Below are 26,019 nucleotides of genomic sequence, written 5' to 3'. Positions count from 1 at the left end.
CCAGCTAAATGTGGGTGGGGGCTTGCTCCCGATGGCGGTGAGTCAGTCAGCACATCTGAATCTGATGCGCCGCCATCGGGAGCAAGCCCCCTCCCACAGTTGATTCGGTTTCTTCAGGCCGTCAGGCCAGACCTCAACAAACATAAAAAGAGGCACCCCATGCACCCTGAATCCTTTACTGGACAGGCTTCTTTAGTCACGCCCAGCAGAAAGCGTTTCTTCATCATGCTGTTGTTGTTCATCACCGTGGTGATCAACTACCTCGACCGCAGCAACCTGTCGATTGCCGCCCCGGCGCTGACCAGTGAGCTGGGTATCGACCCGGTGCATGTCGGGCTGATCTTCTCCGCCTTCGGCTGGACCTACGCCGCCATGCAGATTCCCGGCGGTTGGCTGGTGGACCGGGTGCCGCCGCGAATTCTGTATACGGCTGCGTTGCTGTTGTGGTCCATCGCCACTGTCATGCTGGGCTTTGCCGCAAGCTTCATCGCGCTGTTCGTGCTGCGCATGGCGGTGGGTGCGCTGGAAGCGCCGGCTTATCCGATCAACAGCCGTGTGGTCACGACCTGGTTTCCCGAGCGTGAGCGGGCGACCGCCATTGGCGTCTACACCTCCGGGCAATTTGTCGGGCTGGCGTTTCTCACGCCGATACTGGCCTGGCTGCAACACGCCTTCGGCTGGCACATGGTGTTTGTCGTCACGGGGGGCGTGGGCATTCTCTGGGCGGTGATCTGGTATGCGGTGTACCGCGAGCCGAAGGATTTCAAAGGCGCCAATGCGGCTGAAATCGCGTTGATCCGTGAGGGCGGCGGCCTGGTGGACATGCAGGCGAAAACCGTCAAGGCGCCGTTCAGTTGGGCCGACCTGGGCATCGTGCTGAGCAAGCGCAAACTCTGGGGGATCTACCTGGGGCAGTTCTGCCTGAACTCGACGCTGTGGTTCTTCCTGACCTGGTTCCCGACCTACCTGGTGAAATATCGCGGCATGGACTTCATCAAGTCCGGTCTGCTGGCGTCGTTGCCCTTCCTCGCGGCCTTCGTCGGCGTACTGTGCTCCGGGATTTTTTCCGACTGGCTGATTCGCCGGGGCGCGTCAGTGGGTTTTGCGCGCAAGTTGCCGATCATTGGCGGGCTGTTGATTTCCACGGCGATCATCGGGGCCAACTATGTCGACTCCACCGCGTGGGTCATCGCCTTCCTGGCGGTGGCGTTCTTCGGCAATGGCCTGGCGTCGATCACCTGGTCGCTGGTCTCGACCCTGGCACCGGCGCGCCTGCTGGGCTTGACCGGCGGGGTGTTCAACTTCATCGGCAACCTGTCGGCGATCGCCACGCCGATCGTGATTGGCTTCCTGGCCAGTGGTGACTCATTTGCGCCGGCGATTACCTACATTGCGGTGCTGGCATTGCTTGGGGCGCTTTCTTATGTGTTGCTGGTGGGTAAGGTTGAGCGGATCGAGTTGTAGGACAGGGCGACCTTGAGGTCGCCCTTTGCGGTGGAATGAGTTACGGCACCGACATCTCGTTACGAAATACATTCAGCGGGTCCCAGCGCTGTTTGGTGCGTCGCAGGCGGCTTTCAATAATGAGGTCGGGAAAGAAAATCTTGTACCACTGGGGGTTCCTGGCATGGGTCGGATCACCGCCAAGGTGCGTCATGTCGAGGTCGGGGTAGTTGATGTAGCAACCTTCGAACTCGGCATTCACCGGCACCCCCTGATCATTGGCGAAAGCCTTGAAAAACAGCCCCTGGATCCAGCGTGCGTGTGCCTGGTCCGAAGCCTGGCCGGCATCGCGCCAATAACATTGCGGTTGCCACTTCAAGTAGGAAGAGCGCTGTGCTGCTGAGGTTTCCCGGCGTACTGCCGGGTCCGGTTGATTGATGCGACCACCAAAGGACTGGATCTGGATCAGGCTTTGGGTCAAGTGGTTATCGGGGTCATCCAGCGTCAGCGTGTCCCAGATAGCCTGCAGTACCTGAGGGGTGAATACGCCCTTTTGGTAGGCTGACTTGTAGCGCCCCCGCTGGTTATCCCCCGAACCATTCAAGGTTTGCTGGCATGCCAGCCAATCCAGGCGCTGCGCGACTGCCCGGGCGGCTGCCAGTGAGTTGATGACACGCCCGGTAGCGCCGCCCCGAGGCAGATGGGTCACATGAAAGGGAACCAGGGATTCGGTTGCAGGCAAGCCAATGGCAGCCAGCATTTTGCTGACAAAATCGTCGAAGGGAGCGCGGTCGTTCAGCTCCCCATTTTTGTCCACATAGTGAATGCCCAAGGTCACATTGCCGGTGTGCCGGTGGCGCATCTCGAGTTTGGTCGCCAGGCCCCAGGTGTCGGTGTTGCCTTGATTGTTGGTGAACCAGGATTGGTAGGCCGTCAACAGGCTGTCGAGTGCGGCTTTGGTCAGCACCGACCAATCCCATTCCAGTACCAGCCACAGCACCTCTTTGGGGGCGTCCGGCAATGCCTTGAAGTAATAGCTGGTGATGATGCCGAATTGCCCGCCCCCCGCCCCACAGCAGGCGGCGAACAGGCTGAGCTCGTCGGGGTCGGTGCTGTCGCGGGATACATGCACCGGCACCAGCCCGCTGCCGAGGGAATTGGCGACCAGCATGTCGACGCCGTGCAGCCAGTCGCACACCAGGCCATTCTTGCGCGACAACAAGCCGTAACCGCCTCCGCAAATATGCCCGCCCAGCCCGACCGAGTAACACGAGCCGCCAGGCAAGGTCTTGTTGGCCAGCTTGTAGAGCGCGACGTAGACGTCCCAGTTCTGGCTACCGGCGTCCAGGCGAACGCTGTAGCGCTCAGGCTGGGTCGGTATTAACGCGGAACCGATTTGGCCGTTGGCATCGTAGATCACTTGGTTCATCGGGCTGATGTCCAGAATAGACAGCATTTCATCGGGGCTGTCAGGCATCTTGTTGGCGACGAAACCTTCGTAGCAATGGCCGCCGCTGCGCACGGTGATGCGCCCGTTGGGTTGGGCCAGGGCTTGAGCAGCGGCGTCGATGATGCCTTGCGGGCTATGGCAGATGTAGATGCGGTCGGCCCCATTGGGCGAGGACTGGCCCTGAACGTTGCCCAACGGCCAGCGCAGGTTGAAACCTTTCTGCAGCGTGGAATGGCGGCGGTCTGAAGCGGTGATGAGATCAAATGCCATGATGTACTCCTGGGAGCCAAGACTGACTTCTGATGCGGCTAACTTAACGACCAGGAGGGCAAGTAATACATGGCTTGCGAGGCGGTTAGACGGCAATAGGCATGAAGTGCGTTGAGGGGGTAACGGAATGTCACCCTCTCAAGCCTAGCTGAAGAACTCAGGCCAGCGGGTCGTCGACGATGCCCGTGCCCCATCGCGATCAGCACCCCCTCGGCTGCGAAACTGAGTCCTGCACGAATAAAAAAGGGATTTCGAACGCGGTTCGAAATCCCTTGGTCTTGTCACCTGAGGTACTGATCCGCTGGTTTGATCCATGCGTATCCTACCGCCACAGAGTCTTTACTGACGGGCGTTACGCACACCTTCCGACAGCGCCGCGCACAGGCTCAAAACGCCATCGATTGCTTGCTGATCATTCTTGGCCGTGGCGATGTGATCGATCAGGGCCGAACCCACTACCACACCGTCCGCCAGGCGTGCGATGGCCGCTGCCTGCTCCGGCGTGCGGATACCGAAGCCGATGCTGATCGGCAGTTCGGTATGCCGACGCAGGCGGGTCACGGCCTCTTCGACGTGCTCCAGGGTGGCGGCACCGGCACCGGTCACGCCGGCCACCGATACGTAATAAACGAAACCGGAGCTGCCATTAAGTACGGTTGGCAGGCGCGCATCATCGGTGGTGGGTGTGGTCAGGCGGATAAAGTCGATACCGGCCGACTGGGCCGGGTCGCACAGCTCAGCGTTATGCTCAGGCGGCATGTCGACCACGATCAGGCCATCAACCCCGGCTGCCTTGGCGTCGGCGATGAACTGCGGCACACCGTACTTGTGGATCGGGTTGAAGTAGCCCATCAACACCAGCGGCGTATCGTGATTGTCTTTGCGGAATTCACGAACCATCTGCAGGGTTTTCGCCAGGTTCTGCTTGGCGGTCAGGGCGCGGATGTTGGCCAGTTGAATAGCCGGGCCGTCGGCCATCGGGTCGGTGAAGGGCATGCCCAGCTCGATCACGTCGGCACCGGCGGCAGGCAAGCCTTTGAGGATCGCCAGCGAAGTGTCATAGCCCGGGTCACCGGCGGTGACGAAAGTGACCAGGGCGGCGCGGTTCTGTTCTTTCAGTTGCGCGAAGCGGCTTTGCAGGCGGCTCATCAGTGTTTCTCCTGCTTGGACTGCTCTTGTTGAGAGTGTTCCATGTGGAACATCACGGTTTGCATGTCTTTATCGCCACGGCCTGAAAGGTTGACCACCATCAAGTGATCCTTCGGCAGGGTCGGCGCGCGTTTGAACACTTCAGCCAAGGCGTGGGCGCTTTCCAGGGCAGGAATAATCCCTTCCAGGCGGCAGCACTTGTGGAACGCATCCAAGGCTTCATCGTCGGTGACCGAGGTGTATTGCACGCGGCCGATATCGTGCAACCACGCGTGTTCAGGGCCGATACCGGGGTAGTCGAGGCCGGCGGAAATCGAGTGGGCGTCGATGATCTGACCGTCGTCGTCCTGCAGCAGGAAGGTACGGTTGCCGTGCAGCACGCCCGGTACGCCGCCGTTGAGGCTGGCGGCATGCTTGCCGGTTTCGATGCCGTGCCCGGCCGCTTCAACGCCGATGATTTGCACGCTCTTGTCGTCCAGGAACGGATGGAACAGGCCCATGGCATTGGAGCCACCGCCGATGCACGCCACCAGGCTGTCCGGCAGACGGCCTTCCTGGGCTTGCAACTGGTCGCGGGTTTCCTTGCCGATCACGGCCTGGAAATCGCGCACCATCGCGGGGTAAGGGTGTGGGCCGGCCACGGTGCCGATCAGGTAGAAGGTGCTGTCGACGTTGGTCACCCAGTCACGCAGGGCTTCGTTCATCGCGTCCTTGAGGGTGCCGGTGCCGGCGACCACCGGGATCACTTCGGCACCCAATAGCTTCATGCGGAACACGTTGGCCTGCTGGCGCTCGATGTCGGTGGTGCCCATGTAGATCACGCATTGCAGGCCGAAACGCGCGGCCACGGTGGCAGTGGCCACGCCGTGCATGCCTGCGCCGGTCTCGGCAATGATGCGTTTTTTGCCCATGCGTCGTGCCAGCAGGATCTGGCCGATGCAGTTGTTGATCTTGTGTGCGCCGGTGTGGTTCAGCTCTTCGCGCTTGAGGTAGATCTTGGCGCCGCCGCAGAACTCGGTCAGGCGCTCGGCGAAATACAGCGGGCTTGGACGCCCGACGTAGTCGCGTTGGAAGTAGGCCAGTTCTTCATTGAACGCCGGATCGATCTTGGCCGCTTCGTATTCACGGGCCAGGTCGAGGATCAACGGCATCAGGGTTTCAGCGACATAACGGCCGCCGAACGCGCCGAACAGGCCGTTGGCGTCTGGGCCGTTGCGTAGATCGGTCTGGGACTGAGTCATGGGACGCTCCAGGAAAAAATGGGTGTAGAAACAATGAGGGCCACTCTACCCCTCACACGCTACGCTGAAAACCGATAAGATCGCCGCAACCTGTCAGGAAAACTCACAGATGAGCCGAGACCTCCCGCCCCTTAACGCCCTGCGTGCTTTTGAAGCCACAGCCCGCCTCAATAGCGTCAGCTTGGCTGCCGAGCAGCTGCACGTCACGCATGGCGCGGTCAGCCGACAGCTTAAAGTGCTGGAGGAACACTTGGGTGTCAGTCTTTTCAGCAAAGAAGGCCGAGGCCTTAAACTCACAGATGCGGGCATCCGGCTGCGAGATGCCAGTGCCGAGGCCTTCGAGCGCTTGCGGGATGTGTGCGCGGAACTCACCCAAAGCGGCGCGGATGCACCCTTTGTGCTCGGTTTGTCGGGGAGTTTGCTGGCGCGCTGGTTTATCCCGCGTCTGGGCCGTTTGAATGCCGACCTGCCGGATTTGCGTCTGCACCTGTCGGCGGGTGAAGGCGACCTTGACCCGCGCCGGCCAGGCTTGGATGCGCTGCTGGTCTTCGCCGAACCGCCGTGGCCGGCGGATATGCAAGTGTACGAGTTGGCCAGCGAGCGTATCGGGCCGGTCATGAGCCCGCGTTTCGCCGGTTTCGAACAATTGCGGGAGGCTGCGCCGCAAGCCTTGTGCGGCCAGGCGCTGTTGCACACCACTTCACGCCCGCAAGCCTGGCCCAGTTGGGCGCGGCACCACGGCATCGATCCCGGCGCTTTGAAACACGGCCAGGGTTTCGAGCATTTGTATTATTTGCTGGAGGCGGCGGTAGCCGGGCTTGGGGTAGCGATTGCGCCACAGCCGTTGGTGGCAGAGGACCTGCGTGCGGGGCGCCTGGTGGCGCCGTGGGGTTTCAGTGAAACCCCGGCGCACCTGGCGTTGTGGCTACCCAAGCGCGCCGCGGACGGGCGCGCTCGGCAGCTGGCGCAGTGGCTCAAGGCTGAGCTGTTGCGCGAGCCGGTATAGCCATTTAATCAGTCACCGCGTTTGCACAGCAGGTAAGCGGCCAGCAGGCCCAGTGCGCCAACGGCGACACCGGCGGTGGTCCAGGGGTGCTCTTGTGCGTAGTCCCGGGTAGCAACACCGGTTTCACGCAGTTTTACTTTGCTTTCTTCGTAGGCGTCGCTGATCAGGTGACGAGAGTGCTTGAGGGCATTCTCGGCATTGCTTTTCAGGGCCTTCAGGGTTTTGCGTGACTCATCGGATGCATCATCCTTGAGGCTCTCAAGGGATTTGAGCAGGCTGGAAATCTCCGCTTCCATGCTTTCCAGCGAGGCTTTGCGTAGAGAAGTGTTGGCCATTTGGACTCTCCTGAAGTGATTGAGTGACGTGTGTAGATACCGACTGCGGCGGTTTGAGAAAGTGCAGTAAATCTGAACTTTTACCTACGAGCAGTCGCCAGAAGCATTACCAACATTGACTGCTACGCTGACTAAAGCCCTCAGGAGAAACGCCATGTCTGATCATCACACCTACAAGAAAGTCGAACTGGTCGGCTCCTCGACCACCAGCATCGAAGACGCCATCAACAACGCCCTGGCCGAGGCCAACAAGAGCATCAAGCATCTGGAATGGTTTGAAGTGACTGAAACCCGTGGTCACATCAAGGACGGCAAGGCCGCGCACTTCCAGGTCACGCTCAAGGTGGGGTTCCGAATTGCCAGTAGTTGATCTCGCCGGTTGAACTTGCTGACTGGCCGATTGCCATAACCTGCGCTACAACCTTAGGGTGCCGATGCAACGTGCGTCGGCACGCTCTTTTCGATCAGCGCAAGGAAAGTAACGGATGAAGAAGTTTCTGTTAGCGGTAAGTTTGTTGAGCATTGCCGGCACAGCAATGGCAGCTGGCAAGCCTTGTGAAGAGCTGAAAAGCGAACTCGCGGCCAAGCTCGATGCGAAAGGCGTTCAGCATTACTCGCTGGATGTGGTCGCTAAAGGCGCTGCCGCCGATGGCAAAGTGATCGGCAGCTGCGAAGCCGGCACCAAGGAAATTGTCTACAAGCGCGGTTGATTCCGTGTTCCAGACATAAAAAACCGACGCGAGTGCGTCGGTTTTTTTTCGCCTGGGCTTCAGCCTTTCATCAACTGCGCCAATAGCTCGTAGGAATGAATGCGATCAGCGTGTTCGTACAGGTCGCACGTAAAGATCAGCTCATCGGCGCCGGTCTGCTCGATCAACACTTCCAGTTTGGCGCGGATTTTCGCCGGGCTGCCCACCATCGCCAGGCCGAGGAAGCTGCCAACCGCGTCCTTCTCATGCGGCAGCCACAGGCCATCCATGGTTTTCACCGGTGGGCGCTGCACCAGGCTCTGCCCGCGCATCAGTGCGAGGATGCGCTGGTACACCGAGGTGGCCAGGTAATCGGCCTGTTCGTCGGTATCGGCCGCTACCAGCGGAATGCCGAGCATCACGTAGGGCTTATCCAACACGGCTGAAGGCTTGAAGTGATTGCGGTAGACGCGAATAGCCTCATGCATCAGGCGCGGAGCGAAGTGCGAGGCGAAGGCGTAGGGCAACCCCCGCTCTCCCGCCAGCTGCGCGCTGAACAGGCTCGAGCCGAGCAGCCACACCGGTACGTTGGTGCCCGTGCCCGGCACAGCGATTACCCGTTGGTCAGGCGTGCGTGGGCCGAGGTAGGCCATCAGTTCGGCCACGTCTTCCGGGAAATCGTCGGCGCTGCCGGAACGCTCCCGACGCAGGGCGCGGGCGGTCATCTGGTCGGAACCGGGGGCGCGGCCCAGGCCCAGGTCGATACGGCCGGGGTAGAGGCTTTCCAGGGTGCCGAACTGTTCGGCAATCACCAGCGGTGCGTGGTTGGGCAGCATCACGCCGCCGGAACCGACACGGATGGTAGAGGTGCCACCGGCCAGGTAGCCCAACAGGACTGAGGTGGCCGAGCTGGCGATGCCATCCATGTTGTGGTGCTCAGCCACCCAGAAACGGTTGTAGCCGAATTTTTCTACGTGCTGGGCCAGGTCCAGGGAATTGCGCAATGACTGGGCCGGACTGCCATTGGCCCGTACAGGTACGAGGTCGAGGGTCGAGAACTTCACGTCGGACAGCGATTTCATAAGCCAGCTTCTCCATTGGGTGCGCAGGCTTAAATAGACGAACCAAAACCTGCCGCTTCTGTGCATGTTCATGCAATGAGGGCATATACCCGAGATTCAATAGGTGATCATAAATTTCCTACTGGCGCACTAGGTTTTTCCGACAAAGTGAACTTTGCAAAAGCTTCTATCCTCAGAACCCTACTGACGCAAAACCACCGTTCGAGGAGATAGCTATGAGTATCAAGAAAAAAGCATCGGCTCATTGGGAAGGCGATCTGAAGACAGGCCTGGGGTCCATCTCGACCGAAACCGGCGTGTTGCGCGAAGCGCCCTACGGCTTCAAGGCACGTTTCGAGGGCGGCAAAGGCACCAACCCTGAAGAGTTGATTGGCGCTGCCCACGCCGGCTGTTTCTCCATGGCGTTCTCCATGATTCTTGGTGATGCAGGTCTCAAGGCTGACAGCATCGACACCCAGGCGGAGGTCACCCTGGACCAAGTGGACGGTGGTTTTGCGATTACCGCCGTGCATTTGATTTTGAAAGCCAAGATCCCGGGCGCGAGCCAGGCGCAGTTCGATGAGCTGAGCAAAAAGGCCAAGGAAGGCTGCCCGGTATCCAAGGTGCTGAATGCGAAAATCAGCCTGGATGCCACGCTCGTCAACTGACTCAGCCCATCCAATGTGGAAGGGGCCAAGCCGCACCGCCCCTTCCACACTTTGTTCTGCGTTAAATCAGAACTCGTGTTTCCCGGATGCGGTCGTATAGGCTATGCAGCCTCGAGCGCACACCCGTGCGCAGGCATTCAGGGAGCTTCACACATGAAACGTTTTGCCTTGGCGATCATTTGCGGTGCGTTGGCTACTTCGGTTGTGGCCGCGCCAAAAGATTGTGAAGAGCTCAGGAAAGAGATCGAGGTGAAGATCCAGGCCAAGGCGATTCCGTCCTACACCTTGGAAATCATCACCGCCGAAGAAGCCGAGAAGCATGACATCGCCATGATTGTCGGTTCCTGTGAAAACGGCACCAAGCGCATCATCTACCAAAAGAACAACGACTGATCACAGGCAGTTGACGCTGCGCTCTTCAGCCAGCAATTGGCGGGCGGCGTTATACAAACGGATATTCGGCGTGTAGGCCAATGAGCGCCCCTCCAGGCGATAGCGTTGGCCAGCCTCGAAATGATCGTACTGCAGGGTAATGAAGCAGGTACGGTCAGTCATCTGCCCCAGGCCACCGAAGCTGCCGCCCGTGGGCACCTCAAAATCAAATCGCACCATCAGCTCATGGCTGCCGGGTGGCACCTGGAAGAAGCGTCCGTCGTTGAGGTTCTTGCCGTCCAGGCGCTGGGCCATGACCAGTTTGGCGCCCGGCGTCGGCGTGGCGAAATCAATCCAGGCCTGATGCGGGTCGACCGGGGGAATCGGGGTTGAGGCGCAAGCGCTGAGAAACAAGGCAGTGGTGCAAAACAAAAGCTGGCGCATGGCGGGCACTCAGGCGGTGGGAAAGATACAAGCAGGCTCGCCACCAGTATAAACATGCCACGCCATGGAAAAATGCCGCGCAGGCAGGCTAGTCTGGCGGGCAATTTACCCAGGAGTCATTGGGGCATGGTCAGGCGTTTTCTTCCAGGGTTGCTGGTGGTGCTGCTCAGCGGCTGCTCCAGTGTGAGCTATTACAGCCAATTGGCCAGCGGCCAGTGGCAACTATTGCGGGCCAGGGAGCCGGTTTCCGAGGTCATCGCAGATCCGTCTCGCCCACAGGTATTGCGCGATCACCTCAAGCAAGCGCAGAAGGCGCGGGCCTTTGCCAGCGAACACTTGCACCTGCCTGACAACCGGAGTTACCGGCTGTATGCCGACATTGGTCGGCCTTATGTAGTCTGGAACGTCTTCGCCACGCCGGAATTTTCTCTCTCGCCCGAGACCCACTGCTTTCCCATCGCCGGCTGCGTGGCTTATCGCGGTTACTACAACCAAAGCGCGGCGCGAGGTGAAGCGGCGTTGTTGCGCCAGCGTGGCATGGATGTGTCGATTGGCGGCGTAGAAGCCTATTCGACCCTGGGTTGGTTCGATGACCCGATCATGAGCTCCATGATGAACTGGGGTGATGAGCGCCTGGCGACGCTGATCTTCCATGAGCTGGCGCACCAGCGCTTTTATGTGAAGGACGACACTGAGTTCAATGAGTCCTACGCCAACTTCGTGGAGCAGGAAGGCACCCGTCAATGGCGTGCGGCACGCGGTCTGGCGCCGGTGGGTGATGCGGCGTTGTTGCAACGCGATCAATTTATCCGGCTGATCCTCGACACCCGCAAACGCCTGGAAAAACTCTACTCCCAGCCATTGGCCGCGGACGTGATGCGCCAGGCCAAGGCCGCGGAATTCGAGCGCTTGCGCAGTGAGTACCGGTGGATGCGCGACAGCCAGTGGGGGGGCGATAAGCGGTATGACGGGTGGATCAACCAGCCGATGAACAACGCGCGGCTATTGCCGTTCGGGCTGTATGACCAGTGGGTGCCTGCGTTTGCCGCGTTGTTCAGGCAGCAAGGTGGGGATTGGGTGAAGTTCTTTGCGGAGGTGGAAAAGCTGGGCGGGCTGCCAATGGCGCAGCGCAAGGCTGCGTTGAAGCAGTTGGAAGGTGCTGGCCTCTAGGGTCCTATCGGGAGCAAGTCCCCTCCCACATTTTGACCGTGGACGCCGGGCAATTGTGGGAGGGGCGGTGCGACGATTCGACTTGCTCCCGATAGCGCCCTCAAGGGCGCTGCATGAACGCCTGATGCATCTGATCCAGGGTTTCAAAATGCCAAGTCGGCTTCTCGGCATTCAGCTCTTCAAAACTGCCAAACCCATACCCTACCGCCGCCGAATCCAACCCATTGCTTCGTGCTCCGATCAGGTCATGTTTGCGATCCCCAATCATCAAGGTGGTGGCCGGGTCCAGCTGCTCTTCGTGCATCAAGTGCGCGATCAGCTCGACCTTGTTGGTGCGCGTACCATCCAGCTCGCTGCCGTAGATCACCTTGAAGTGCCTGGCAAAGTCGAAATGCCGCGCGATCTCGCGGGCAAATACCCACGGCTTGGAGGTCGCCACATATAGCTGGCGGCCTTGGTCGTTCAGCGCTTCAAGCAAGGGCATCACGCCGTCGAACACGCGGTTCTCATAGAGCCCGGTGACCTTGAAGCGCTCGCGGTAGAAGTTCACCGCTTCCCACGCCTTGGCTTCATCGAAACCGTAGTACTGCATGAACGCTTGCAGCAGCGGCGGGCCGATGAAGTGTTCCAGCTTGGTCAGGTCCGGCTCATCAATGCCGAGCTTGCCGAGGGCGTACTGGATCGAGCGGGTGATGCCCTCGCGCGGGTCGGTGAGGGTGCCATCCAGGTCGAACAGTACGGTGGGGTAATGCAAGGTCATTGATCGAATCCTTCGGCCAGGTGCAGGTCTTTGAGCTTCACGTAGTTCGCGGCGCTGTAGGTGAAAAAGGCGCGCTCCTTGTCAGTCAGTGCGCGAACCTGTTTAACCGGGCTGCCCACGTACAGAAAGCCGCTGTCGAGTTTCTTGCCCGGCGGCACCAGGCTGCCGGCACCAATGATCACGTCATCTTCGACCACGGCACCGTCCATGACGATGCTGCCCATGCCGATCAACACCCGGCTGCCTACGCTGCAGCCGTGCAGCATGACTTTATGGGCGACCGTCACGTCATCGCCGATCAGCAGTGGAAAACCGTCCGGGTTGAAGGGGCCGGCATGGGTGATGTGCAACACGCAGCCGTCCTGCACGCTGGTGCGCGCACCGATGCGGATACGGTGCATGTCGCCGCGAATCACGGTCAATGGCCATACCGAGCTGTCGGCGCCAATTTCGACATCGCCGATCACCACCGCCGAAACATCGACAAACGCCCCGGCGCCCAGGGTTGGCGTGTGGTTCTGATAGCTGCGAAGGGTCACGATAGCCTCTCTCTCTTTTGCTGATAGCTGCGGTGGGCATTGATTGTAATTAAGATGGCCCCATCTTTGTCTTATCCGTTTCCTCAGCCAAGGTGCCAACCGTGAGCGCGAACAACCCACTTCTGCAGTCCTACGACCTGCCGCCGTTCTCGGCGATCCGTGCCGAGCACGTCCAGCCGGCCATCGAACAGATCCTCGCCGACAACCGTGTCGCCATCGAAGGCATCCTGCAAAGCCAGGGTAAAAATCCGACATGGGCCGGGCTGGTCCTGGCGATGGACGAACTGAACGACCGCCTGGGCGCTGCCTGGAGCCCGGTCAGCCACCTCAACGCCGTGTGCAACAGCGCCGAACTGCGCGAAGCCTATGAGGCATGTCTGCCCGCGTTGAGCGCCTACTCCACTGAAATGGGCCAGAACCGCGCACTGTTCCAGGCTTTCGAAGCCTTGGCCAACAGCCCGGAAGCGGCCGGCTTCGATGTGGCGCAAAAAACTATCCTGGAACATGCCCTGCGTGACTTCCGCCTGTCGGGTATCGATTTGCCGCCTGAGCAGCAAAAACGTTACGCCGAAGTGCAGAGCAAGCTGTCGGAGCTGGGCAGCAAATTTTCCAACCAGTTGCTGGACGCCACCCAGGCCTGGACCAAGCATGTGACCGATGAGGCCCGCCTGGCTGGCCTGACCGACTCGGCCAAGGCGCAAATGGCCGCTGCCGCCCAGGCCAAGGGGCTCGACGGTTGGCTGATCACCCTGGAGTTCCCGAGTTACTACGCGGTGATGACCTACGCCCAGGACCGCGCCCTGCGCGAAGAAGTCTACGCGGCCTATTGCACCCGTGCGTCGGACCAAGGCCCGAATGCCGGTCAGAACGATAACGGGCCGGTGATGGAACAGATCCTCGACCTGCGTCAGGAGCTTGCTCAACTGCTGGGCTACGCCTCTTTCTCGGAACTGAGCCTGGCCACCAAGATGGCCGAGTCCAGTGACCAGGTGCTGAGTTTCTTGCGTGACCTGGCCAAGCGCAGCAAGCCGTTTGCCGCCCAGGACCTGCAACAGCTCAAGGCTTACGCTGCCGAACAAGGCTGCGCCGACCTGCAAAGCTGGGACAGCGGTTTCTACGGTGAAAAACTTCGTGAGCAGCGCTACAGCGTGTCCCAGGAGGCCCTGCGCGCCTACTTCCCGATCGACAAAGTGTTGAGCGGGTTGTTCGCCATTGTGCAGCGTCTGTACGGCATCGAGATCGCCGAGCAAAAAGGTTTCGATACTTGGCATCCGGACGTGCGTCTGTTTGAAATCAAGGAAAACGGCCAGCATGTCGGCCGTTTCTTCTTCGACCTGTACGCCCGCGCCAACAAGCGTGGCGGTGCCTGGATGGACGGCGCCCGCGACCGCCGCCGCACGATCGATGGCGTGCTGCAAAGCCCGGTGGCTAACCTGGTGTGCAACTTCACCCCGGCCGACAGCGGCAAGCCTGCGCTGCTGACCCACGACGAAGTGACCACCTTGTTCCACGAGTTCGGCCACGGCCTGCACCACCTGCTGACCCGCGTTGAACACGCCGGCGTGTCCGGCATCAACGGCGTGGCTTGGGACGCGGTGGAGTTGCCGAGCCAGTTCATGGAGAACTGGTGCTGGGAGCCGGAAGGCCTGGCGTTGATCTCCGGTCACTATGAAACCGGTGAGCCGCTGCCGCAGGACTTGCTGGAGAAAATGCTCGCGGCGAAGAACTTCCAGTCGGGCCTGATGATGGTGCGCCAGTTGGAATTCTCGCTGTTTGACTTCGAACTGCACGCCACCCACGGCGATGGCCGCACGGTCGCGCAGGTGCTCGAGGGCGTGCGTGATGAGGTTTCGGTGATGCGCCCGCCGGCCTACAACCGCTTCCCCAACAGCTTCGCGCATATCTTCGCGGGCGGTTACGCGGCGGGTTATTACAGCTACAAGTGGGCCGAAGTGCTGTCGGCGGATGCCTTCTCCAAATTTGAAGAAGACGGCGTGCTCAATCCCGAGACTGGCCGTGCCTTCCGTGAGGCGATCCTGGCCCGTGGCGGTTCCCAGGAACCGATGGTGCTGTTCGTCGATTTCCGCGGACGCGTGCCGTCGATTGACGCACTCTTGCGCCACAGCGGCCTGAGTGAGGACGCGGCAGCATGAGTGAAGGGCCTGTGATTACCAAAAAGCAATTTATCGCCGGGGCGGTCTGCCCGGCGTGCAGCGAGCCGGACAAGTTGAAAATGTGGACCGAGGACAGCGTGCCACATCGTGAATGCGTGGCCTGCGGCTATACCGATACGCTCAATGATCAAGGGCTGTCGGTGCCCAGGGAGTTGGGCACGCGGGTCAATACATCGGCGTTGAAAGCGCCTGACCCGAAGGTGCAGGCGGTGCAGTTTTTTCCTAATCCGAAGCTGAAAAAAGACTAAAAAAAGCGGGGCACCCAGTGCCTGATGCCTCTCAGTTAAGGATTAACGCGGTCCCTGTGGGAGGGGGCTTGCTCCCGATAGGCCGCGCAGCGGTCTCAAAAATGGGCCTGCTACGCAGTCCATCGGGAGCAAGCCCCCTCCCACAATTTATCCATCGCCCGCTTTATCGCTTAACTGAGAGGCATCAGGCACTGGATGCCCCGCTTTTTGTTGCGACTCAATGGCGTGTAGTCAGAGCTTTTTCTCGTCGCTTTGCGAAGTGGTAATCCAGCTTTTCATCGAGCACAGGGCGAAGGCGCTGGTGCTGCAATCACCATTGGCCAAGGCGGTGCGCAACTTGTCGATATCGGCTTTCATCATGTAGCGAACGCCGTCCTTGAAGCCATTGCTGGTGCCGAAGCCGCCCAGGGTCATTTCGTTCAGCGCATCTTCCTTGCTCCACCCCTGCACGACCACGCGATACATCGCTGCCATCAGGCCGGTGCGGTCAGAGCCGTGTTTGCAGTGCATCAACACCGGGCCGTTGGCTTGGGCCTGCTGAATGGCGCGCAGCGCCGCGAGCACGTCGGTGTCGTCGACATGGTTGGTGCGATAGGTCAGTTGAACCTGTTTGATATCCGTCGATTTCAGCCAGCTGGCGTCCGATTCCGGCAGGAAGTTGATGACCGTGCCAATCTTGAGTTTTTCCAGCACAGGCACTGCACTGCTGTCCGGCAACGCGCTGCGATAGAGCGTGGGCGTCATCTGGTGCAGGTTGAATTGGTCGCCCACGGGCTGGGCCCATTCCGGCGAGCGCGTCGACGGGGCGTCCTCGGCTTGAGCGTGAACGCTTGCGAACAGTGCCATGAACACCAGGCCGAAGGCGGGCAGCAATCGAATCTTGAACATGCGCTTTGTAACCGAATAGGGAAATGGCTAATGGGCCATAGATTCGCCTACAGGCGGTCAACAGGGCGTGAGGTCCTCGTCAAAGAATTGTGAACAGTCGGTACTGATCTGTTGTTTTTTTGCAGCTCAGTTGACTATTCCAAATCCTTAGGCTGCTATCATTTGTAACTATTGGTTGCCAGGATGTGTCATGCCTGGGAATCCATGCCTTCACGCTGCTCCCAGAAGTGGCGGACAAACCCGTGACCCCATGATGAGGTGCCCCCATGTCTGATCAAGATCAAGACAACCCGCGGCGCGACTTTTTGCGCAAATCCTTGACCTTGATCCCGGTGGTCACGGTTGCCAGCACTAGCCTTGGCGGTTCAATGCTGATGGCCACGCCGGAGCCTGCCCAGGCCGCACCGGCCAAGGCGCCTGCGAGCGATAAAGCCTACGAGCCGAGTTATTTCACCGCTGAAGAATGGGCGTTTATCAACGCTGCCGTCGCCCGACTGATTCCCGCCGATGCCCAGGGCCCTGGCGCATTGGAAGCGGGAGCCCCGGAATATATCGACCGTCAGATGAACACGCCTTACGCCAGTGGCGCGCTGTGGTTCATGCAAGGCCCGTTCAATGCCGATGCAGCTCCCGAGATGGGCTGGCAGAGCAAATTGGTGCCCAAGGAGATCTATCGCCTGGGTATCGCCGCGACGGATGCATGGTCGAAAGCGTTCAACGGTAAAGTTTTTGCTGCGCAAGACAGCGCTACCCAGGATGACATGTTGCGTCGTCTTGAGGCGGGCGGCAGTGAAGTGAGTGCACATTTTGAAGCGGTGCCGGCGAAGATGTTCTTCAACCTGCTGCTGCAAAACACCAAGGAAGGCTTCTTTTGCGACCCGATCCACGGGGGCAACAAAGGCATGGTCGGCTGGACCATGATCGGCTTCCCCGGCGCCCGCGCCGATTTCATGGATTGGGTGGAACGCAACGAGCAATACCCCTTCCCGGCTGTTTCCATCCGCGGCGAGAGGGCATAAACGTGGCGACCATCATGAAGAAAGTGGATGCGGTGATCGTAGGCTTTGGCTGGACCGGCGCGATCATGGCCAAGGAGCTGACGGAGGCCGGCCTCAACGTGGTAGCGCTGGAGCGCGGCCCGATGCAGGACACTTACCCGGATGGCAACTATCCCCAGGTCATCGACGAACTGACCTACAGCGTGCGTAAAAAACTCTTTCAGGACATCTCCAAGGAGACGGTGACCATTCGCCACAGTGTGAATGATGTAGCCCTGCCTAACCGTCAGCTGGGTGCGTTCCTGCCGGGTAATGGCGTAGGTGGCGCGGGTTTGCACTGGTCGGGGGTGCATTTTCGCGTCGACCCGATCGAGCTGCGCATGCGCAGCCACTATGAAGAGCGCTACGGTAAGAACTTCATTCCCAAAGACATGACCATCCAGGACTTCGGCGTCAGCTATGAAGAACTGGAGCCGTTTTTCGACTACGCGGAAAAAGTCTTCGGCACCTCCGGCCAGGCCTGGACCGTCAAAGGCCAGTTGGTGGGTGAAGGCCGTGGCGGCAACCCGTATGCGCCGGACCGCTCCAACCCGTTCCCGTTGGAGGCGCAAAAAAATACCGTTTCCGCTCAGCTGTTTCAGAAAGCCGCTACCGAGGTCGGTTACAAGCCTTACAACCTGCCATCGGCCAATACGTCGGGGCCGTACACCAACCCCTACGGCGCGCAGATGGGGCCGTGCAACTTCTGCGGTTTCTGCAGCGGTTACGTGTGCTACATGTACTCCAAGGCCTCGCCGAACGTAAACATTCTGCCGGCTCTGCGCCAAGTGCCGAATTTCGAGCTGCGGCCCAATTCCCACGTGCTCAAGGTCAACCTCGACAGCACCGGGAAAAAAGCCACCGGCGTGAGCTACATCGACGCTCAAGGCCGGGAGTGCGAGCAGCCGGCGGATCTGGTGATCCTCGGTGCCTTCCAGTTCCATAACGTGCGCTTGATGCTGCTGTCGGGCATCGGCAAACCCTACGACCCGATTACCAATGAGGGCGTGGTGGGCAGGAACTTCGCCTACCAGAACATGGGCACCATCAAAGCCTTCTTCGACAAGGACACTCATACAAACAACTTCATCGGTGCGGGCGGCAATGGCGTGGCCATCGATGACTTCAACGCGGACAACTTCGACCATGGGCCACACGGCTTTGTGGGCGGCTCGCCGATGTGGGTCAACCAGGCGGGTAGCCGGCCGATTGCCGGTACCTCCAACCCACCGGGCACCCCGGCCTGGGGCAGTGCCTGGAAACGCGCCACTGCGGATTACTACACCCACCAGGTATCGATGGATGCCCACGGCGCTCATCAATCCTACCGGGGCAACTACCTGGACCTGGACCCGGTGTACCGCGATGCGTACGGCCAACCGCTGCTGCGGATGACGTTCGACTGGCAGGAAAACGACATCAAGATGAACCGATTCATGATCGAGAAGATGGGCAAGGTCGCCGAAGCGATGAACCCCAAAGCCATTGCCGTACTCGGTAAAAAGGTCGGGGAGCACTTCAACACGGCGTCCTACCAGACCACCCACCTCAACGGCGGCGCGATCATGGGCACCAACCCGAAGACCAGTGCGTTGAATCGCTATCTGCAGAGTTGGGATGTACACAACGTGTTTGTCCCGGGCGCTTCCGCATTCCCACAAGGCTTGGGCTACAACCCTACCGGCCTGGTGGCGGCGTTGACCTATTGGTCGGCGCGGGCGATCCGCGAGCAGTACCTGAAAAACCCCGGCCCGCTGGTACAGGCATAAGGAGCGATGAGCATGAAAGCATTCGTTATCGCCTCTCTGGCGGCCTCACTGGGTTTATTCAGCAGTTGCTCGGTCAGTGCGGCTGAAACCGATTTGATCAAACAGGGCGAATACCTGGCCCGCGCCGGCGACTGCGTGGCCTGTCACACCGCCAAGGGGGGCAAGCCCTTTGCCGGTGGCCTACCGATGGAAACCCCGATCGGCGTGATCTATTCCACCAACATCACGCCGGACAAGACGGGCCTGGGCGACTACAGCTTCGACGACTTCGACAAGGCCGTGCGCCATGGCGTCGCCAAGAACGGTAGTACGCTTTACCCGGCGATGCCCTACCCGTCTTATGCACGTGTCAGCGACAGCGACATGCATGCGTTGTACGCGTATTTCATGAAGGGTGTCGAGCCGGTCGCCCAAGTGAACAAGGACAGCGAGATTCCCTGGCCCTTGAGCATGCGCTGGCCCTTGGCGGCGTGGCGCTGGATGTTTGCCCCGGCTGTACAGGCGCAACCGGCCCAGGCTGCGGCCGACCCGGTGATCAGCCGTGGCGCTTACCTGGTAGAAGGCCTTGGCCATTGCGGCGCTTGCCATACAGCGCGTGCCTTGACCATGCAGGAAAAAGCCCTGAGTGCCACTGAAGGCAACGCGTTCCTGTCCGGCAGTGCGCCACTGGAAGGCTGGATCGCGAAAAGCCTGCGTGGCGACCACAAGGACGGCCTTGGCAGTTGGAGCGAAGCGCAGCTGGTGCAATTCCTCAAGACCGGCCGCAGTGATCGCAGTGCCGTGTTTGGTGGCATGAGCGACGTTGTAGTCCACAGCATGCAGTACATGTCGGAAGATGACCTGACGGCGATGGCCCGTTACCTCAAGAGCCTGCCGGCGGTCGATCCGCAGGATCTGCCGCACCAGTACGACAAACAGGTGGCTGAGGCATTGTGGAAAGGTGATGACAGCAAGCCGGGCGCGTCGGTCTACATCGACAATTGCGCGGCCTGCCATCGCACGGACGGCCATGGTTATACGCGGGTGTTCCCGGCGTTGGCGGGTAACCCGGTACTGCAGACGACGGATGCCACGTCGTTGATCAACATCGTGTTGAATGGCGGTACCTTGCCGGCGACCCACACCGCACCGTCGACCTTCACCATGCCCGCTTTCGCCTGGCGTCTGTCGGACCAGGAAGTGGCGGATGTGGTCAGTTTCGTTCGCGGCAGCTGGGGTAACAAGGGGGCCCCCGTGAAGGCCAGCGATGTGGCCGACCTGCGCAAGAGTGATATGCGCACGACCTCCGGCGATGACCTTGGGCAAGTGACGAACAAGCACTGATCCGCACTGGCCGCCAAACGGGACTGGTCAGAAACCTTGCGCCTCGATACTGTATATAAAAACAGTATCGAGGCGTTTTCATGTCTACTGCGCTGCCGCCCCGTGGCCGGGGCACGGCCACCAACCTGCACAACCGCTTTGCGCCTACCGTCAGCGTGGCCGAGGACGACGGCTGGTTTCAGGAGGTCCCGCCGACCCAAGGCACCGAAGTGCGTATCGAAACGGCCAAGTCCATCATCACCCGCAACAACTCGCCGGATTTGCCGTTTGATCGTTCGATCAACCCCTATCGCGGCTGCGAGCATGGCTGTATCTACTGCTATGCACGGCCCAGTCATGCCTATTGGGACATGTCGCCAGGGCTGGATTTCGAAACCCGGCTGATCGCCAAGACCAATGCCGCCGATGTGCTGGAGCAACAGTTGTCCAAGCCCGGCTATGTCTGCGCGCCGATCAACCTTGGGTCCAACACCGACCCGTACCAGCCTGTCGAACGTGAGTACAAGATCACCCGGCAAACTCTCGAAGTACTCCTGCGCTACCGGCACCCGGTGACGATCATCACCAAAGGCTCGCTGATATTGCGCGACCTTGACCTGCTGGCCGAGCTGGCCCGCCAGCGCCTGGTGGCGGTGATGATCAGCCTCACCAGCCTGGACGACGAACTCAAGCGCATCCTGGAGCCGCGTACGGCGGCGCCCAAGGCGCGGTTGCGGGCGATTCGGGTGATGCGTGAGGCGGGCATCCCGGTTGGGGTGCTGTGTTCGCCGATGATTCCCATGATCAACGACAGCGAACTCGAAAGCCTGCTCACTGAAGCTCACGCGGCCGGCGCGCAAAGCGCGGCGTACATGATGCTGCGCCTGCCGCTGGAAGTGGCGCCGCTGTTCGAAGAGTGGCTGGCGTCGCATTACCCGCAGCGTGCGGCCCATGTGATGAGCCTGGTGCGCCAGGTGCGGGGTGGCGAGGTGTACGACAGCCGTTTCGGCGTGCGCATGCGCGGCGAAGGCCCGTTTGCCGATTTGCTGGCGCAGCGCTTCAGCAAGGCGATCAAGCGGCTGGGGCTGAACCGTCGGGAAGGCTTCAACCTGGACTGCACAGCGTTCTGCCCACCGGGCAGACAAATGGCATTGCTGTAAACTGCCTAGGAATGTCGCACTGTTTATGTAGGAATAATCGCGTTTTGATATCACTGAAACCCGCGATCTAGAGCGGTTCATTCAGTTTGAGTTAAGTTTCGATGGTTACCTTGTTCCGCGAGTGACTGATAAGTCTGCGTCGCCGCTGTAGGAATTTTACTGGCTGGCGTCGATCTGACCTGAATACTCCCCCTGCATTAATCAAGAGGATGAATCATGAGTGACAAGGATAAACAGCCGTTGGCTGCGTCGGCTTCAGCCCCTCAGGTGGCGGAATCCGCCGATGCAGCGCTAAAGCATATCGTTGACGGCTTTTTGCATTTCCATCACGACGTCTTCCCGCAGCAGGAAGAGCTTTTCAAGAAACTCGCCACGGCCCAGAGCCCACGAGCGATGTTCATTACCTGCGCCGACTCGCGCATCGTGCCCGAACTGATCACCCAGAGCTCCCCTGGCGACCTGTTCGTGACCCGTAACGTCGGCAACGTAGTGCCGCCCTACGGCCAGATGAACGGGGGTGTTTCCACCGCGATCGAGTACGCGGTACTCGCCCTGGGTGTGCAGCACATCATCGTGTGTGGGCATTCCGATTGCGGCGCCATGCGTGCGGTACTCAACCCGCACACGCTGGAAAAGATGCCGACGGTCAAAGCCTGGTTGCGTCATGCCGAGGTCGCCAAGACCATGGTCCATGACAACTGCGACTGCGCCACTGAAGGCGAGAGCATGAAGTTGGTGACCGAAGAAAACGTCATCGCCCAACTGCAACATTTGCGCACCCACCCGTCCGTGGCTTCGCGCATGGCCAATGGTCACTTGTTCATCCATGGCTGGATCTACAACATCGAGACCAGCGAAATCCGGGCCTACGATGCGGAAACAGCGGCATTTCGACCGTTGAACGGCACCGAGCCGATTCCTTCCGCGACGCCTAAAGCGCGCTTCTAAAACACTTCCCTGCCGGGTAGAGCGGTGGCTGCCATGGATGCAGCCAGGCTTTGCCGCGCCCGGCGAATGCCTCGGGAGAGTCATCATGCGTGCTGCTCAATTGAAAGCTGTACTGCCACGGGAGCTGCTGGCTTCCGTGGTTGTGTTTCTGGTTGCCCTGCCCCTGTGCATGGGCATTGCGATCGCTTCCGGCATGCCGCCGGCCAAGGGTCTGATCACCGGGATCATCGGTGGCCTGGTGGTGGGTTGGTTGGCGGGATCGCCATTGCAGGTCAGTGGCCCGGCGGCGGGGTTGGCGGTGTTGGTGTTTGAACTGGTACGCCAGCACGGCATGTTGATGTTGGGGCCGATCTTGCTGCTGGCGGGGTTTCTGCAACTGGTGGCGGGTCGCTTGCGCCTGGGTTGCTGGTTCCGCGTGACGGCGCCGGCAGTGGTGTACGGCATGTTGGCGGGGATCGGCGTACTGATCGTGCTGTCGCAGATTCACGTGATGCTCGACGGCGCGCCCCAGCCCTCGGGGCTGGCGAACCTGGCGGGCTTTCCGGCTGCGCTGGGCGAGGCGATGCCGACCCTTGGCGGTGGCCTTGGTTGGCAGGCCGGCCTGCTCGGCTTGTCGACGATGTTGGTGATGTATGGGTGGGATAAATTGCGCCCGCAAAGCCTGCGTTTCGTTCCCGGCGCCCTATTGGGTGTGGGGCTGACGACCGTTGTCAGCCTGGTGCTGGCCTTGCAGGTCAAGCGCGTGCAAGTGCCGGAAAACCTTGCCGATGCCATCGACTGGCTGCGTCCCAGCGATCTGCTGAACCTGGCCGATCCACAGTTGTTGATCGCCGCGTTTGCTGTGGCGTTTATTGCCAGCGCAGAGACCTTGCTCTCTGCAGCGGCGGTCGATCGGATGCACAGCGGCCAGCGCTCCGATTTCGATAAGGAGTTGTCGGCTCAAGGCGTGGGCAACATGCTGTGTGGCCTGGTCGGCGCGTTGCCGATGACGGGTGTGATCGTACGCAGTTCGGCCAACGTGCAAGCCGGCGCCACCACCCGCATGTCGGCCATGTTCCACGGTTTGTGGCTGTTGGCTTTCGTCTTGCTGCTGTCGAGCGTACTGCAAAGTATTCCGGTGGCGAGTCTGGCGGGTGTGTTGGTGTATACCGGGATCAAACTGGTGGACATCAAGGCGTTCAAGGCGCTGGGACGCTATGGGCGCATGCCGATGTTCACCTATGCCGCGACGGCGTTGGCGATCATCTTCACCGATCTGCTGACGGGCGTGCTGGTGGGCTTCGGGCTCACGTTGGTGAAGCTGGCGTTCAAGGCGTCACGCTTGAAGGTGAGCCTGATCGACCTGCCGCAAGAGGGCGAGATGGAGTTGCGCCTGACGGGTGCGGCGACCTTCTTGAAGGTGCCGGTACTGACCCAGGTGCTGTCGACAGTGCCGGCGGGGACTACCGTGCATGTGCCGCTGAACAACCTGAGTTATATCGACCATTCCTGCCTGGAGTTGCTGGAGGAATGGGGCCGGGCGAATGCGGCCAAGGGGTCGACGCTGGTGATCGAGGCGCGTGGGTTGAAACGACGTTTGGAAGGTAGGGTGCGTACCACCGTGGGGATCGGGTCGGCGCCTTCTACTACCTGATTCAGCCGGAAACTGTGCGAGGGGGCCAGCCCCCTCCCACACTTGATCTTTGCAGGCCGGAAAATTCAGGCAGGCTGATCCAGCGACAACTCCACCCCCAGCTGCCGCGACAGGCACGGCCAGCGTTTCCACGCCGCTTCCGTATCCGGGCTTTTGAGTGTCTCGCGATAGGCCTCTACCGACTCCAGCGCAAAGTTCTCTTCGTTGAGCATTTCATCCACCGCCAGATGCACCGCCTCATCCAGCTGATTGGCGAATTGCTCGCCGATCAATTGGTGAGCAATCAAATTGGCCACGGTGGTATCGGTTGGAATCAGCGGTTGGCCGAAGTGCTTGATATACAGATCGTTGACCTCTTCCACCAGGCGATGGGCCAGGTAGGCTTCGTCCAGCAGGCCGTCGAGGCCCTCGTGCCCTGCCAGTATTGCAGGGGGCTGCAGGAAGAAGTGCTCGGCGATCTTCAGCACCGGCTTGATCTGGCTTTCAATGCCGGCTTCGCGGGCCACGTCATTGGCGGCTTCCAGCAAATCGGGAACGAGGTCGATGTAGGCGGTCACGAAGCGAGTCATGACAATGTTGCGATCACCGTCAGCCAGGGCGATGGCCGAATGCAGGTGCGGCAATTGTTTTTCCAGCTGCTGGGCAAGCTGGCCCGTAGTGGCTTCGTGTTGATGGGCACGGGAAATCTGCTCGCGCAATGCGGCGGTGTTCATGAAAACTCCAGTGAAACAGGCGTAGGAAAAGGGAGAGGATAAGGTAGCTCGTTTATACGAGCACCTAAGATGCATTTGTCATAATTATTTCATGGTTATGCACAGCGGTTATATCGAATTGCCATCTCGCGTCGGATAAACGTTTGCGCCCCCTGTTTTATTAGCTCCGCCCGTCGATTTTTGTTGATTTGCCCCTACACATTGCGGGGTTGCAGGTGCTGTCTATACTCGGGTTTGTACGCAATTAGCTGATGACGCCCAACTGCATGAAGCAGGCAAGGCTTGGCGGTTGTAAGCAGTATGGAAGCCGCTCCCTTCGCCGCAGGTGCAAACCGGCGGGATAACAAGAAACATAAAGGGGAACCCGCAATGACGCGACATCCACATGTTTGGATGGGCCTCCTGTTGTGGTCGGTATTCGGCCAGGCGCACGCCGCCTGGACAACGAATATGGCGCCAGGGGCGACTGAAGTCAGTCACGCTGTGTTCGACCTGCACATGACCATTTTCTGGATCTGTGTGGTGATCGGCATCGTTGTGTTTGGCGCGATGTTCTGGTCGATGATCCTGCACCGTCGCTCTACCGGCCAGGTGGCGGCGAAGTTCCACGAGAGTACGACCGTGGAGATTCTCTGGACCGTGGTGCCCTTTCTGATCCTGGTGGCCATGGCCATTCCGGCGACCAAGACCCTGATCAACATCTATGACAGCAGTGAGTCGGATATCGATATCCAGGTCACCGGCTATCAGTGGAAGTGGCACTACAAATACCTGGGCCAGGATGTGGAGTTCTTCAGCAACCTGGCCACGCCCGCCGAGCAGATTCATAACCAGGCCACCAAGGGCGAGCATTACCTGTTGGAAGTCGATCAACCGCTGGTGCTGCCAGTGGGGGCCAAGGTGCGCTTTCTGGTGACGGCTGCCGACGTGATCCACTCCTGGTGGGTGCCGGCCTTTGCGGTCAAGCGCGATGCCATCCCCGGCTTCGTCAACGAGGCCTGGACCCGTATCGAGAAGCCCGGCATCTACCGTGGCCAGTGCGCCGAGCTGTGCGGTAAGGACCACGGTTTCATGCCGATCGTGGTCGATGTCAAATCCAAGGCCGACTACGACACCTGGCTTGGCGAACGCAAAGCAGAAGCGGCCAAACTGCAGGAGCTGACCTCCAAAGAGTGGACGCTCGACGAACTGGTGGCCCGTGGCGACAAGATCTACCACACCACCTGCGTAGCCTGTCACCAGGCCGAAGGCCAGGGCTTGCCGCCGATGTTCCCGGCACTCAAAGGCTCGCCGATCGCCACCGGGCCGAAGGAAGACCACCTGCACCGCGTCTACTTCGGCAAGCCCGGTACCGCCATGGCTGCGTTTGGCAAGCAGCTGTCGGAAGTGGATATCGCCGCCGTGGTGACCTACGAACGCAACGCCTGGGGCAATAACAAAGGCGACATGGTCACGCCCAAAGATGTGCTGGCTCTGAAACAGGCGCAAAGCCAATGACTGCCCTCACTGCGTATGCCTTGAACCCATCCGCCCACTCGCGTGCAGGAGAA

The 26,019-nt window shown here is 60.1% G+C and carries 26 protein-coding genes; 16 read left to right on the top strand and 10 right to left on the bottom strand.

The window, feature by feature from the left end; translation table 11 throughout:
* Positions 1 to 159: 159 nt before the first annotated feature.
* On the top strand, positions 160 to 1,464 hold the full coding sequence (locus MJP36_RS02030) for an MFS transporter (RefSeq protein WP_161548512.1): 1,305 nt from the start codon (positions 160 to 162) through the stop codon (positions 1,462 to 1,464).
* Positions 1,465 to 1,504: 40 nt separating this feature from the next.
* Here MJP36_RS02030 and MJP36_RS02025 read toward each other — a convergent pair whose 3' ends face one another.
* The 3 genes from MJP36_RS02025 to trpB form a co-directional block, all read right to left on the bottom strand.
* Positions 1,505 to 3,163 carry a BBE domain-containing protein gene (locus MJP36_RS02025; RefSeq protein WP_161548511.1) on the bottom strand — a complete coding sequence of 553 codons (1,659 nt, stop codon included), beginning with the start codon at positions 3,161 to 3,163 and terminating at the stop codon, positions 1,505 to 1,507.
* 339 nt (positions 3,164 to 3,502) lie between these two features.
* Positions 3,503 to 4,312, bottom strand: a complete 810-nt coding sequence (trpA, locus tag MJP36_RS02020; protein ID WP_244384751.1) for a tryptophan synthase subunit alpha — start codon at positions 4,310 to 4,312, stop codon at positions 3,503 to 3,505.
* Positions 4,312 to 5,553, bottom strand: coding sequence for a tryptophan synthase subunit beta (gene trpB, locus MJP36_RS02015; protein WP_060756532.1), 1,242 nt, complete (start codon positions 5,551 to 5,553; stop codon positions 4,312 to 4,314). The genes trpA and trpB overlap by 1 nt, the downstream gene beginning before the upstream one ends.
* 109 nt (positions 5,554 to 5,662) lie before the next feature.
* Between trpB and MJP36_RS02010 the strand changes: the two genes are divergently transcribed.
* A complete protein-coding gene (locus MJP36_RS02010; protein ID WP_205344262.1) occupies positions 5,663 to 6,559 on the top strand; it encodes a LysR family transcriptional regulator in 897 nt (298 codons plus the stop codon).
* A gap of 8 nt (positions 6,560 to 6,567) precedes the next feature.
* Here MJP36_RS02010 and MJP36_RS02005 read toward each other — a convergent pair whose 3' ends face one another.
* A complete protein-coding gene (locus MJP36_RS02005; RefSeq protein WP_003233664.1) occupies positions 6,568 to 6,894 on the bottom strand; it encodes an ElaB/YgaM/YqjD family protein in 327 nt (108 codons plus the stop codon).
* A 154-nt stretch (positions 6,895 to 7,048) separates the two neighbouring features.
* Here MJP36_RS02005 and MJP36_RS02000 point away from each other — a divergent pair, with 154 nt between their 5' ends.
* The gene (locus MJP36_RS02000) at positions 7,049 to 7,264 is read left to right on the top strand and encodes a dodecin (protein WP_005783406.1); all 216 of its coding nucleotides are present in this window, start codon (positions 7,049 to 7,051) and stop codon (positions 7,262 to 7,264) included.
* Positions 7,265 to 7,379: 115 nt separating this feature from the next.
* Entirely contained in the window at positions 7,380 to 7,604 is a 225-nt protein-coding gene (locus tag MJP36_RS01995) for a DUF1161 domain-containing protein (protein ID WP_060756530.1), read from the top strand.
* Positions 7,605 to 7,663: 59 nt separating this feature from the next.
* Here the strand turns inward: MJP36_RS01995 and MJP36_RS01990 are convergent, their stop codons facing one another.
* A complete protein-coding gene (locus MJP36_RS01990; protein ID WP_021491416.1) occupies positions 7,664 to 8,665 on the bottom strand; it encodes an LLM class flavin-dependent oxidoreductase in 1,002 nt (333 codons plus the stop codon).
* 215 nt (positions 8,666 to 8,880) lie between these two features.
* Between MJP36_RS01990 and MJP36_RS01985 the strand changes: the two genes are divergently transcribed.
* Together MJP36_RS01985 and MJP36_RS01980 are read left to right on the top strand one after the other, a co-directional pair.
* Positions 8,881 to 9,312, top strand: a complete 432-nt coding sequence (locus MJP36_RS01985; RefSeq protein WP_060756528.1) for an OsmC family protein — start codon at positions 8,881 to 8,883, stop codon at positions 9,310 to 9,312.
* 153 nt (positions 9,313 to 9,465) lie between these two features.
* Positions 9,466 to 9,705, top strand: coding sequence for a DUF1161 domain-containing protein (locus MJP36_RS01980; protein WP_090367751.1), 240 nt, complete (start codon positions 9,466 to 9,468; stop codon positions 9,703 to 9,705).
* Here MJP36_RS01980 and MJP36_RS01975 read toward each other — a convergent pair whose 3' ends face one another.
* Positions 9,706 to 10,128 (bottom strand): PA0061/PA0062 family lipoprotein, encoded by a 423-nt coding sequence (locus MJP36_RS01975; RefSeq protein ID WP_060756526.1) that lies wholly within the window; start codon positions 10,126 to 10,128, stop codon positions 9,706 to 9,708.
* A 126-nt stretch (positions 10,129 to 10,254) separates the two neighbouring features.
* Here MJP36_RS01975 and MJP36_RS01970 point away from each other — a divergent pair, with 126 nt between their 5' ends.
* Positions 10,255 to 11,298: an aminopeptidase gene (locus MJP36_RS01970; RefSeq protein ID WP_244384746.1), complete on the top strand. Its 1,044-nt coding sequence runs from the start codon at positions 10,255 to 10,257 to the stop codon at positions 11,296 to 11,298.
* 100 nt (positions 11,299 to 11,398) lie between these two features.
* Here the strand turns inward: MJP36_RS01970 and MJP36_RS01965 are convergent, their stop codons facing one another.
* Together MJP36_RS01965 and MJP36_RS01960 are read right to left on the bottom strand one after the other, a co-directional pair.
* A complete protein-coding gene (locus MJP36_RS01965) occupies positions 11,399 to 12,058 on the bottom strand; it encodes an HAD family hydrolase (RefSeq protein ID WP_104995100.1) in 660 nt (219 codons plus the stop codon).
* Positions 12,055 to 12,597, bottom strand: coding sequence for a gamma carbonic anhydrase family protein (locus MJP36_RS01960; protein ID WP_060756523.1), 543 nt, complete (start codon positions 12,595 to 12,597; stop codon positions 12,055 to 12,057). Before MJP36_RS01960 ends, MJP36_RS01965 begins: the two co-directional genes overlap by 4 nt.
* 101 nt (positions 12,598 to 12,698) lie before the next feature.
* Here MJP36_RS01960 and prlC point away from each other — a divergent pair, with 101 nt between their 5' ends.
* The gene (prlC, locus tag MJP36_RS01955; protein ID WP_090367743.1) at positions 12,699 to 14,750 is read left to right on the top strand and encodes an oligopeptidase A; all 2,052 of its coding nucleotides are present in this window, start codon (positions 12,699 to 12,701) and stop codon (positions 14,748 to 14,750) included.
* Entirely contained in the window at positions 14,747 to 15,019 is a 273-nt protein-coding gene (locus MJP36_RS01950; RefSeq protein ID WP_060756521.1) for a YheV family putative zinc ribbon protein, read from the top strand. The genes prlC and MJP36_RS01950 overlap by 4 nt, the downstream gene beginning before the upstream one ends.
* A gap of 231 nt (positions 15,020 to 15,250) precedes the next feature.
* On the opposite strand, the gene MJP36_RS01945 is transcribed toward MJP36_RS01950, so the two are convergent.
* Entirely contained in the window at positions 15,251 to 15,907 is a 657-nt protein-coding gene (locus tag MJP36_RS01945) for a dual specificity protein phosphatase family protein (protein ID WP_198761112.1), read from the bottom strand.
* 266 nt (positions 15,908 to 16,173) lie between these two features.
* Between MJP36_RS01945 and MJP36_RS01940 the strand changes: the two genes are divergently transcribed.
* The 6 genes from MJP36_RS01940 to MJP36_RS01915 all read left to right on the top strand — a co-directional run bounded on the left by MJP36_RS01940 (position 16,174) and on the right by MJP36_RS01915 (position 23,756).
* Complete coding sequence (locus MJP36_RS01940) at positions 16,174 to 16,926, top strand: gluconate 2-dehydrogenase subunit 3 family protein (RefSeq protein ID WP_198761113.1); 753 nt, start codon at positions 16,174 to 16,176, stop codon at positions 16,924 to 16,926.
* A gap of 2 nt (positions 16,927 to 16,928) precedes the next feature.
* A complete protein-coding gene (locus MJP36_RS01935; RefSeq protein ID WP_060756518.1) occupies positions 16,929 to 18,713 on the top strand; it encodes a GMC family oxidoreductase in 1,785 nt (594 codons plus the stop codon).
* Between the two features lie 12 nt (positions 18,714 to 18,725).
* Positions 18,726 to 20,036 carry a cytochrome c gene (locus MJP36_RS01930; RefSeq protein WP_244384745.1) on the top strand — a complete coding sequence of 437 codons (1,311 nt, stop codon included), beginning with the start codon at positions 18,726 to 18,728 and terminating at the stop codon, positions 20,034 to 20,036.
* Positions 20,037 to 20,116: 80 nt separating this feature from the next.
* Positions 20,117 to 21,175, top strand: coding sequence for a PA0069 family radical SAM protein (locus tag MJP36_RS01925; protein WP_244384744.1), 1,059 nt, complete (start codon positions 20,117 to 20,119; stop codon positions 21,173 to 21,175).
* A gap of 216 nt (positions 21,176 to 21,391) precedes the next feature.
* Positions 21,392 to 22,123 (top strand): carbonic anhydrase, encoded by a 732-nt coding sequence (locus MJP36_RS01920; protein ID WP_060756515.1) that lies wholly within the window; start codon positions 21,392 to 21,394, stop codon positions 22,121 to 22,123.
* 85 nt (positions 22,124 to 22,208) lie between these two features.
* A complete protein-coding gene (locus MJP36_RS01915; RefSeq protein ID WP_104995105.1) occupies positions 22,209 to 23,756 on the top strand; it encodes a SulP family inorganic anion transporter in 1,548 nt (515 codons plus the stop codon).
* A gap of 65 nt (positions 23,757 to 23,821) precedes the next feature.
* Here the strand turns inward: MJP36_RS01915 and MJP36_RS01910 are convergent, their stop codons facing one another.
* Positions 23,822 to 24,469, bottom strand: a complete 648-nt coding sequence (locus MJP36_RS01910; protein ID WP_205344253.1) for a hypothetical protein — start codon at positions 24,467 to 24,469, stop codon at positions 23,822 to 23,824.
* 369 nt (positions 24,470 to 24,838) lie between these two features.
* On the opposite strand from MJP36_RS01910, the gene coxB reads away from it, so the two are divergent.
* Positions 24,839 to 25,966, top strand: coding sequence for a cytochrome c oxidase subunit II (gene coxB, locus MJP36_RS01905; protein WP_060756512.1), 1,128 nt, complete (start codon positions 24,839 to 24,841; stop codon positions 25,964 to 25,966).
* The last annotated feature ends 53 nt before the right edge of the window (positions 25,967 to 26,019 follow it).

It is taken from the genome of Pseudomonas palleroniana (genome assembly GCF_022836895.1).
Lineage (GTDB): Bacteria > Pseudomonadota > Gammaproteobacteria > Pseudomonadales > Pseudomonadaceae > Aquipseudomonas > Aquipseudomonas palleroniana.
Note: the sequence above shows the minus strand (reverse complement) of the source record. Positions and strands in the feature narration are given on the sequence as shown.

Coding starts and splice junctions, on each gene's coding strand:
- MJP36_RS01975 (WP_060756526.1), bottom strand. CDS start 10,128: ATGCGCCAGCTTTTGTTTTGCACCACTGCCTTGTTTCTCAGCGCTTGC.
- MJP36_RS01940 (WP_198761113.1), top strand. CDS start 16,174: ATGTCTGATCAAGATCAAGACAACCCGCGGCGCGACTTTTTGCGCAAA.
- coxB (WP_060756512.1), top strand. CDS start 24,839: ATGACGCGACATCCACATGTTTGGATGGGCCTCCTGTTGTGGTCGGTA.
- MJP36_RS02030 (WP_161548512.1), top strand. CDS start 160: ATGCACCCTGAATCCTTTACTGGACAGGCTTCTTTAGTCACGCCCAGC.
- MJP36_RS01910 (WP_205344253.1), bottom strand. CDS start 24,469: ATGAACACCGCCGCATTGCGCGAGCAGATTTCCCGTGCCCATCAACAC.
- MJP36_RS02000 (WP_005783406.1), top strand. CDS start 7,049: ATGTCTGATCATCACACCTACAAGAAAGTCGAACTGGTCGGCTCCTCG.
- MJP36_RS01930 (WP_244384745.1), top strand. CDS start 18,726: ATGAAAGCATTCGTTATCGCCTCTCTGGCGGCCTCACTGGGTTTATTC.
- MJP36_RS01945 (WP_198761112.1), bottom strand. CDS start 15,907: ATGTTCAAGATTCGATTGCTGCCCGCCTTCGGCCTGGTGTTCATGGCA.
- MJP36_RS01915 (WP_104995105.1), top strand. CDS start 22,209: ATGCGTGCTGCTCAATTGAAAGCTGTACTGCCACGGGAGCTGCTGGCT.
- trpB (WP_060756532.1), bottom strand. CDS start 5,553: ATGACTCAGTCCCAGACCGATCTACGCAACGGCCCAGACGCCAACGGC.
- MJP36_RS01970 (WP_244384746.1), top strand. CDS start 10,255: ATGGTCAGGCGTTTTCTTCCAGGGTTGCTGGTGGTGCTGCTCAGCGGC.
- MJP36_RS01920 (WP_060756515.1), top strand. CDS start 21,392: ATGAGTGACAAGGATAAACAGCCGTTGGCTGCGTCGGCTTCAGCCCCT.
- MJP36_RS01950 (WP_060756521.1), top strand. CDS start 14,747: ATGAGTGAAGGGCCTGTGATTACCAAAAAGCAATTTATCGCCGGGGCG.
- MJP36_RS01925 (WP_244384744.1), top strand. CDS start 20,117: ATGTCTACTGCGCTGCCGCCCCGTGGCCGGGGCACGGCCACCAACCTG.
- MJP36_RS01965 (WP_104995100.1), bottom strand. CDS start 12,058: ATGACCTTGCATTACCCCACCGTACTGTTCGACCTGGATGGCACCCTC.
- MJP36_RS02025 (WP_161548511.1), bottom strand. CDS start 3,163: ATGGCATTTGATCTCATCACCGCTTCAGACCGCCGCCATTCCACGCTG.
- MJP36_RS01995 (WP_060756530.1), top strand. CDS start 7,380: ATGAAGAAGTTTCTGTTAGCGGTAAGTTTGTTGAGCATTGCCGGCACA.
- trpA (WP_244384751.1), bottom strand. CDS start 4,312: ATGAGCCGCCTGCAAAGCCGCTTCGCGCAACTGAAAGAACAGAACCGC.
- MJP36_RS02005 (WP_003233664.1), bottom strand. CDS start 6,894: ATGGCCAACACTTCTCTACGCAAAGCCTCGCTGGAAAGCATGGAAGCG.
- MJP36_RS01990 (WP_021491416.1), bottom strand. CDS start 8,665: ATGAAATCGCTGTCCGACGTGAAGTTCTCGACCCTCGACCTCGTACCT.
- MJP36_RS01980 (WP_090367751.1), top strand. CDS start 9,466: ATGAAACGTTTTGCCTTGGCGATCATTTGCGGTGCGTTGGCTACTTCG.
- MJP36_RS02010 (WP_205344262.1), top strand. CDS start 5,663: ATGAGCCGAGACCTCCCGCCCCTTAACGCCCTGCGTGCTTTTGAAGCC.
- MJP36_RS01985 (WP_060756528.1), top strand. CDS start 8,881: ATGAGTATCAAGAAAAAAGCATCGGCTCATTGGGAAGGCGATCTGAAG.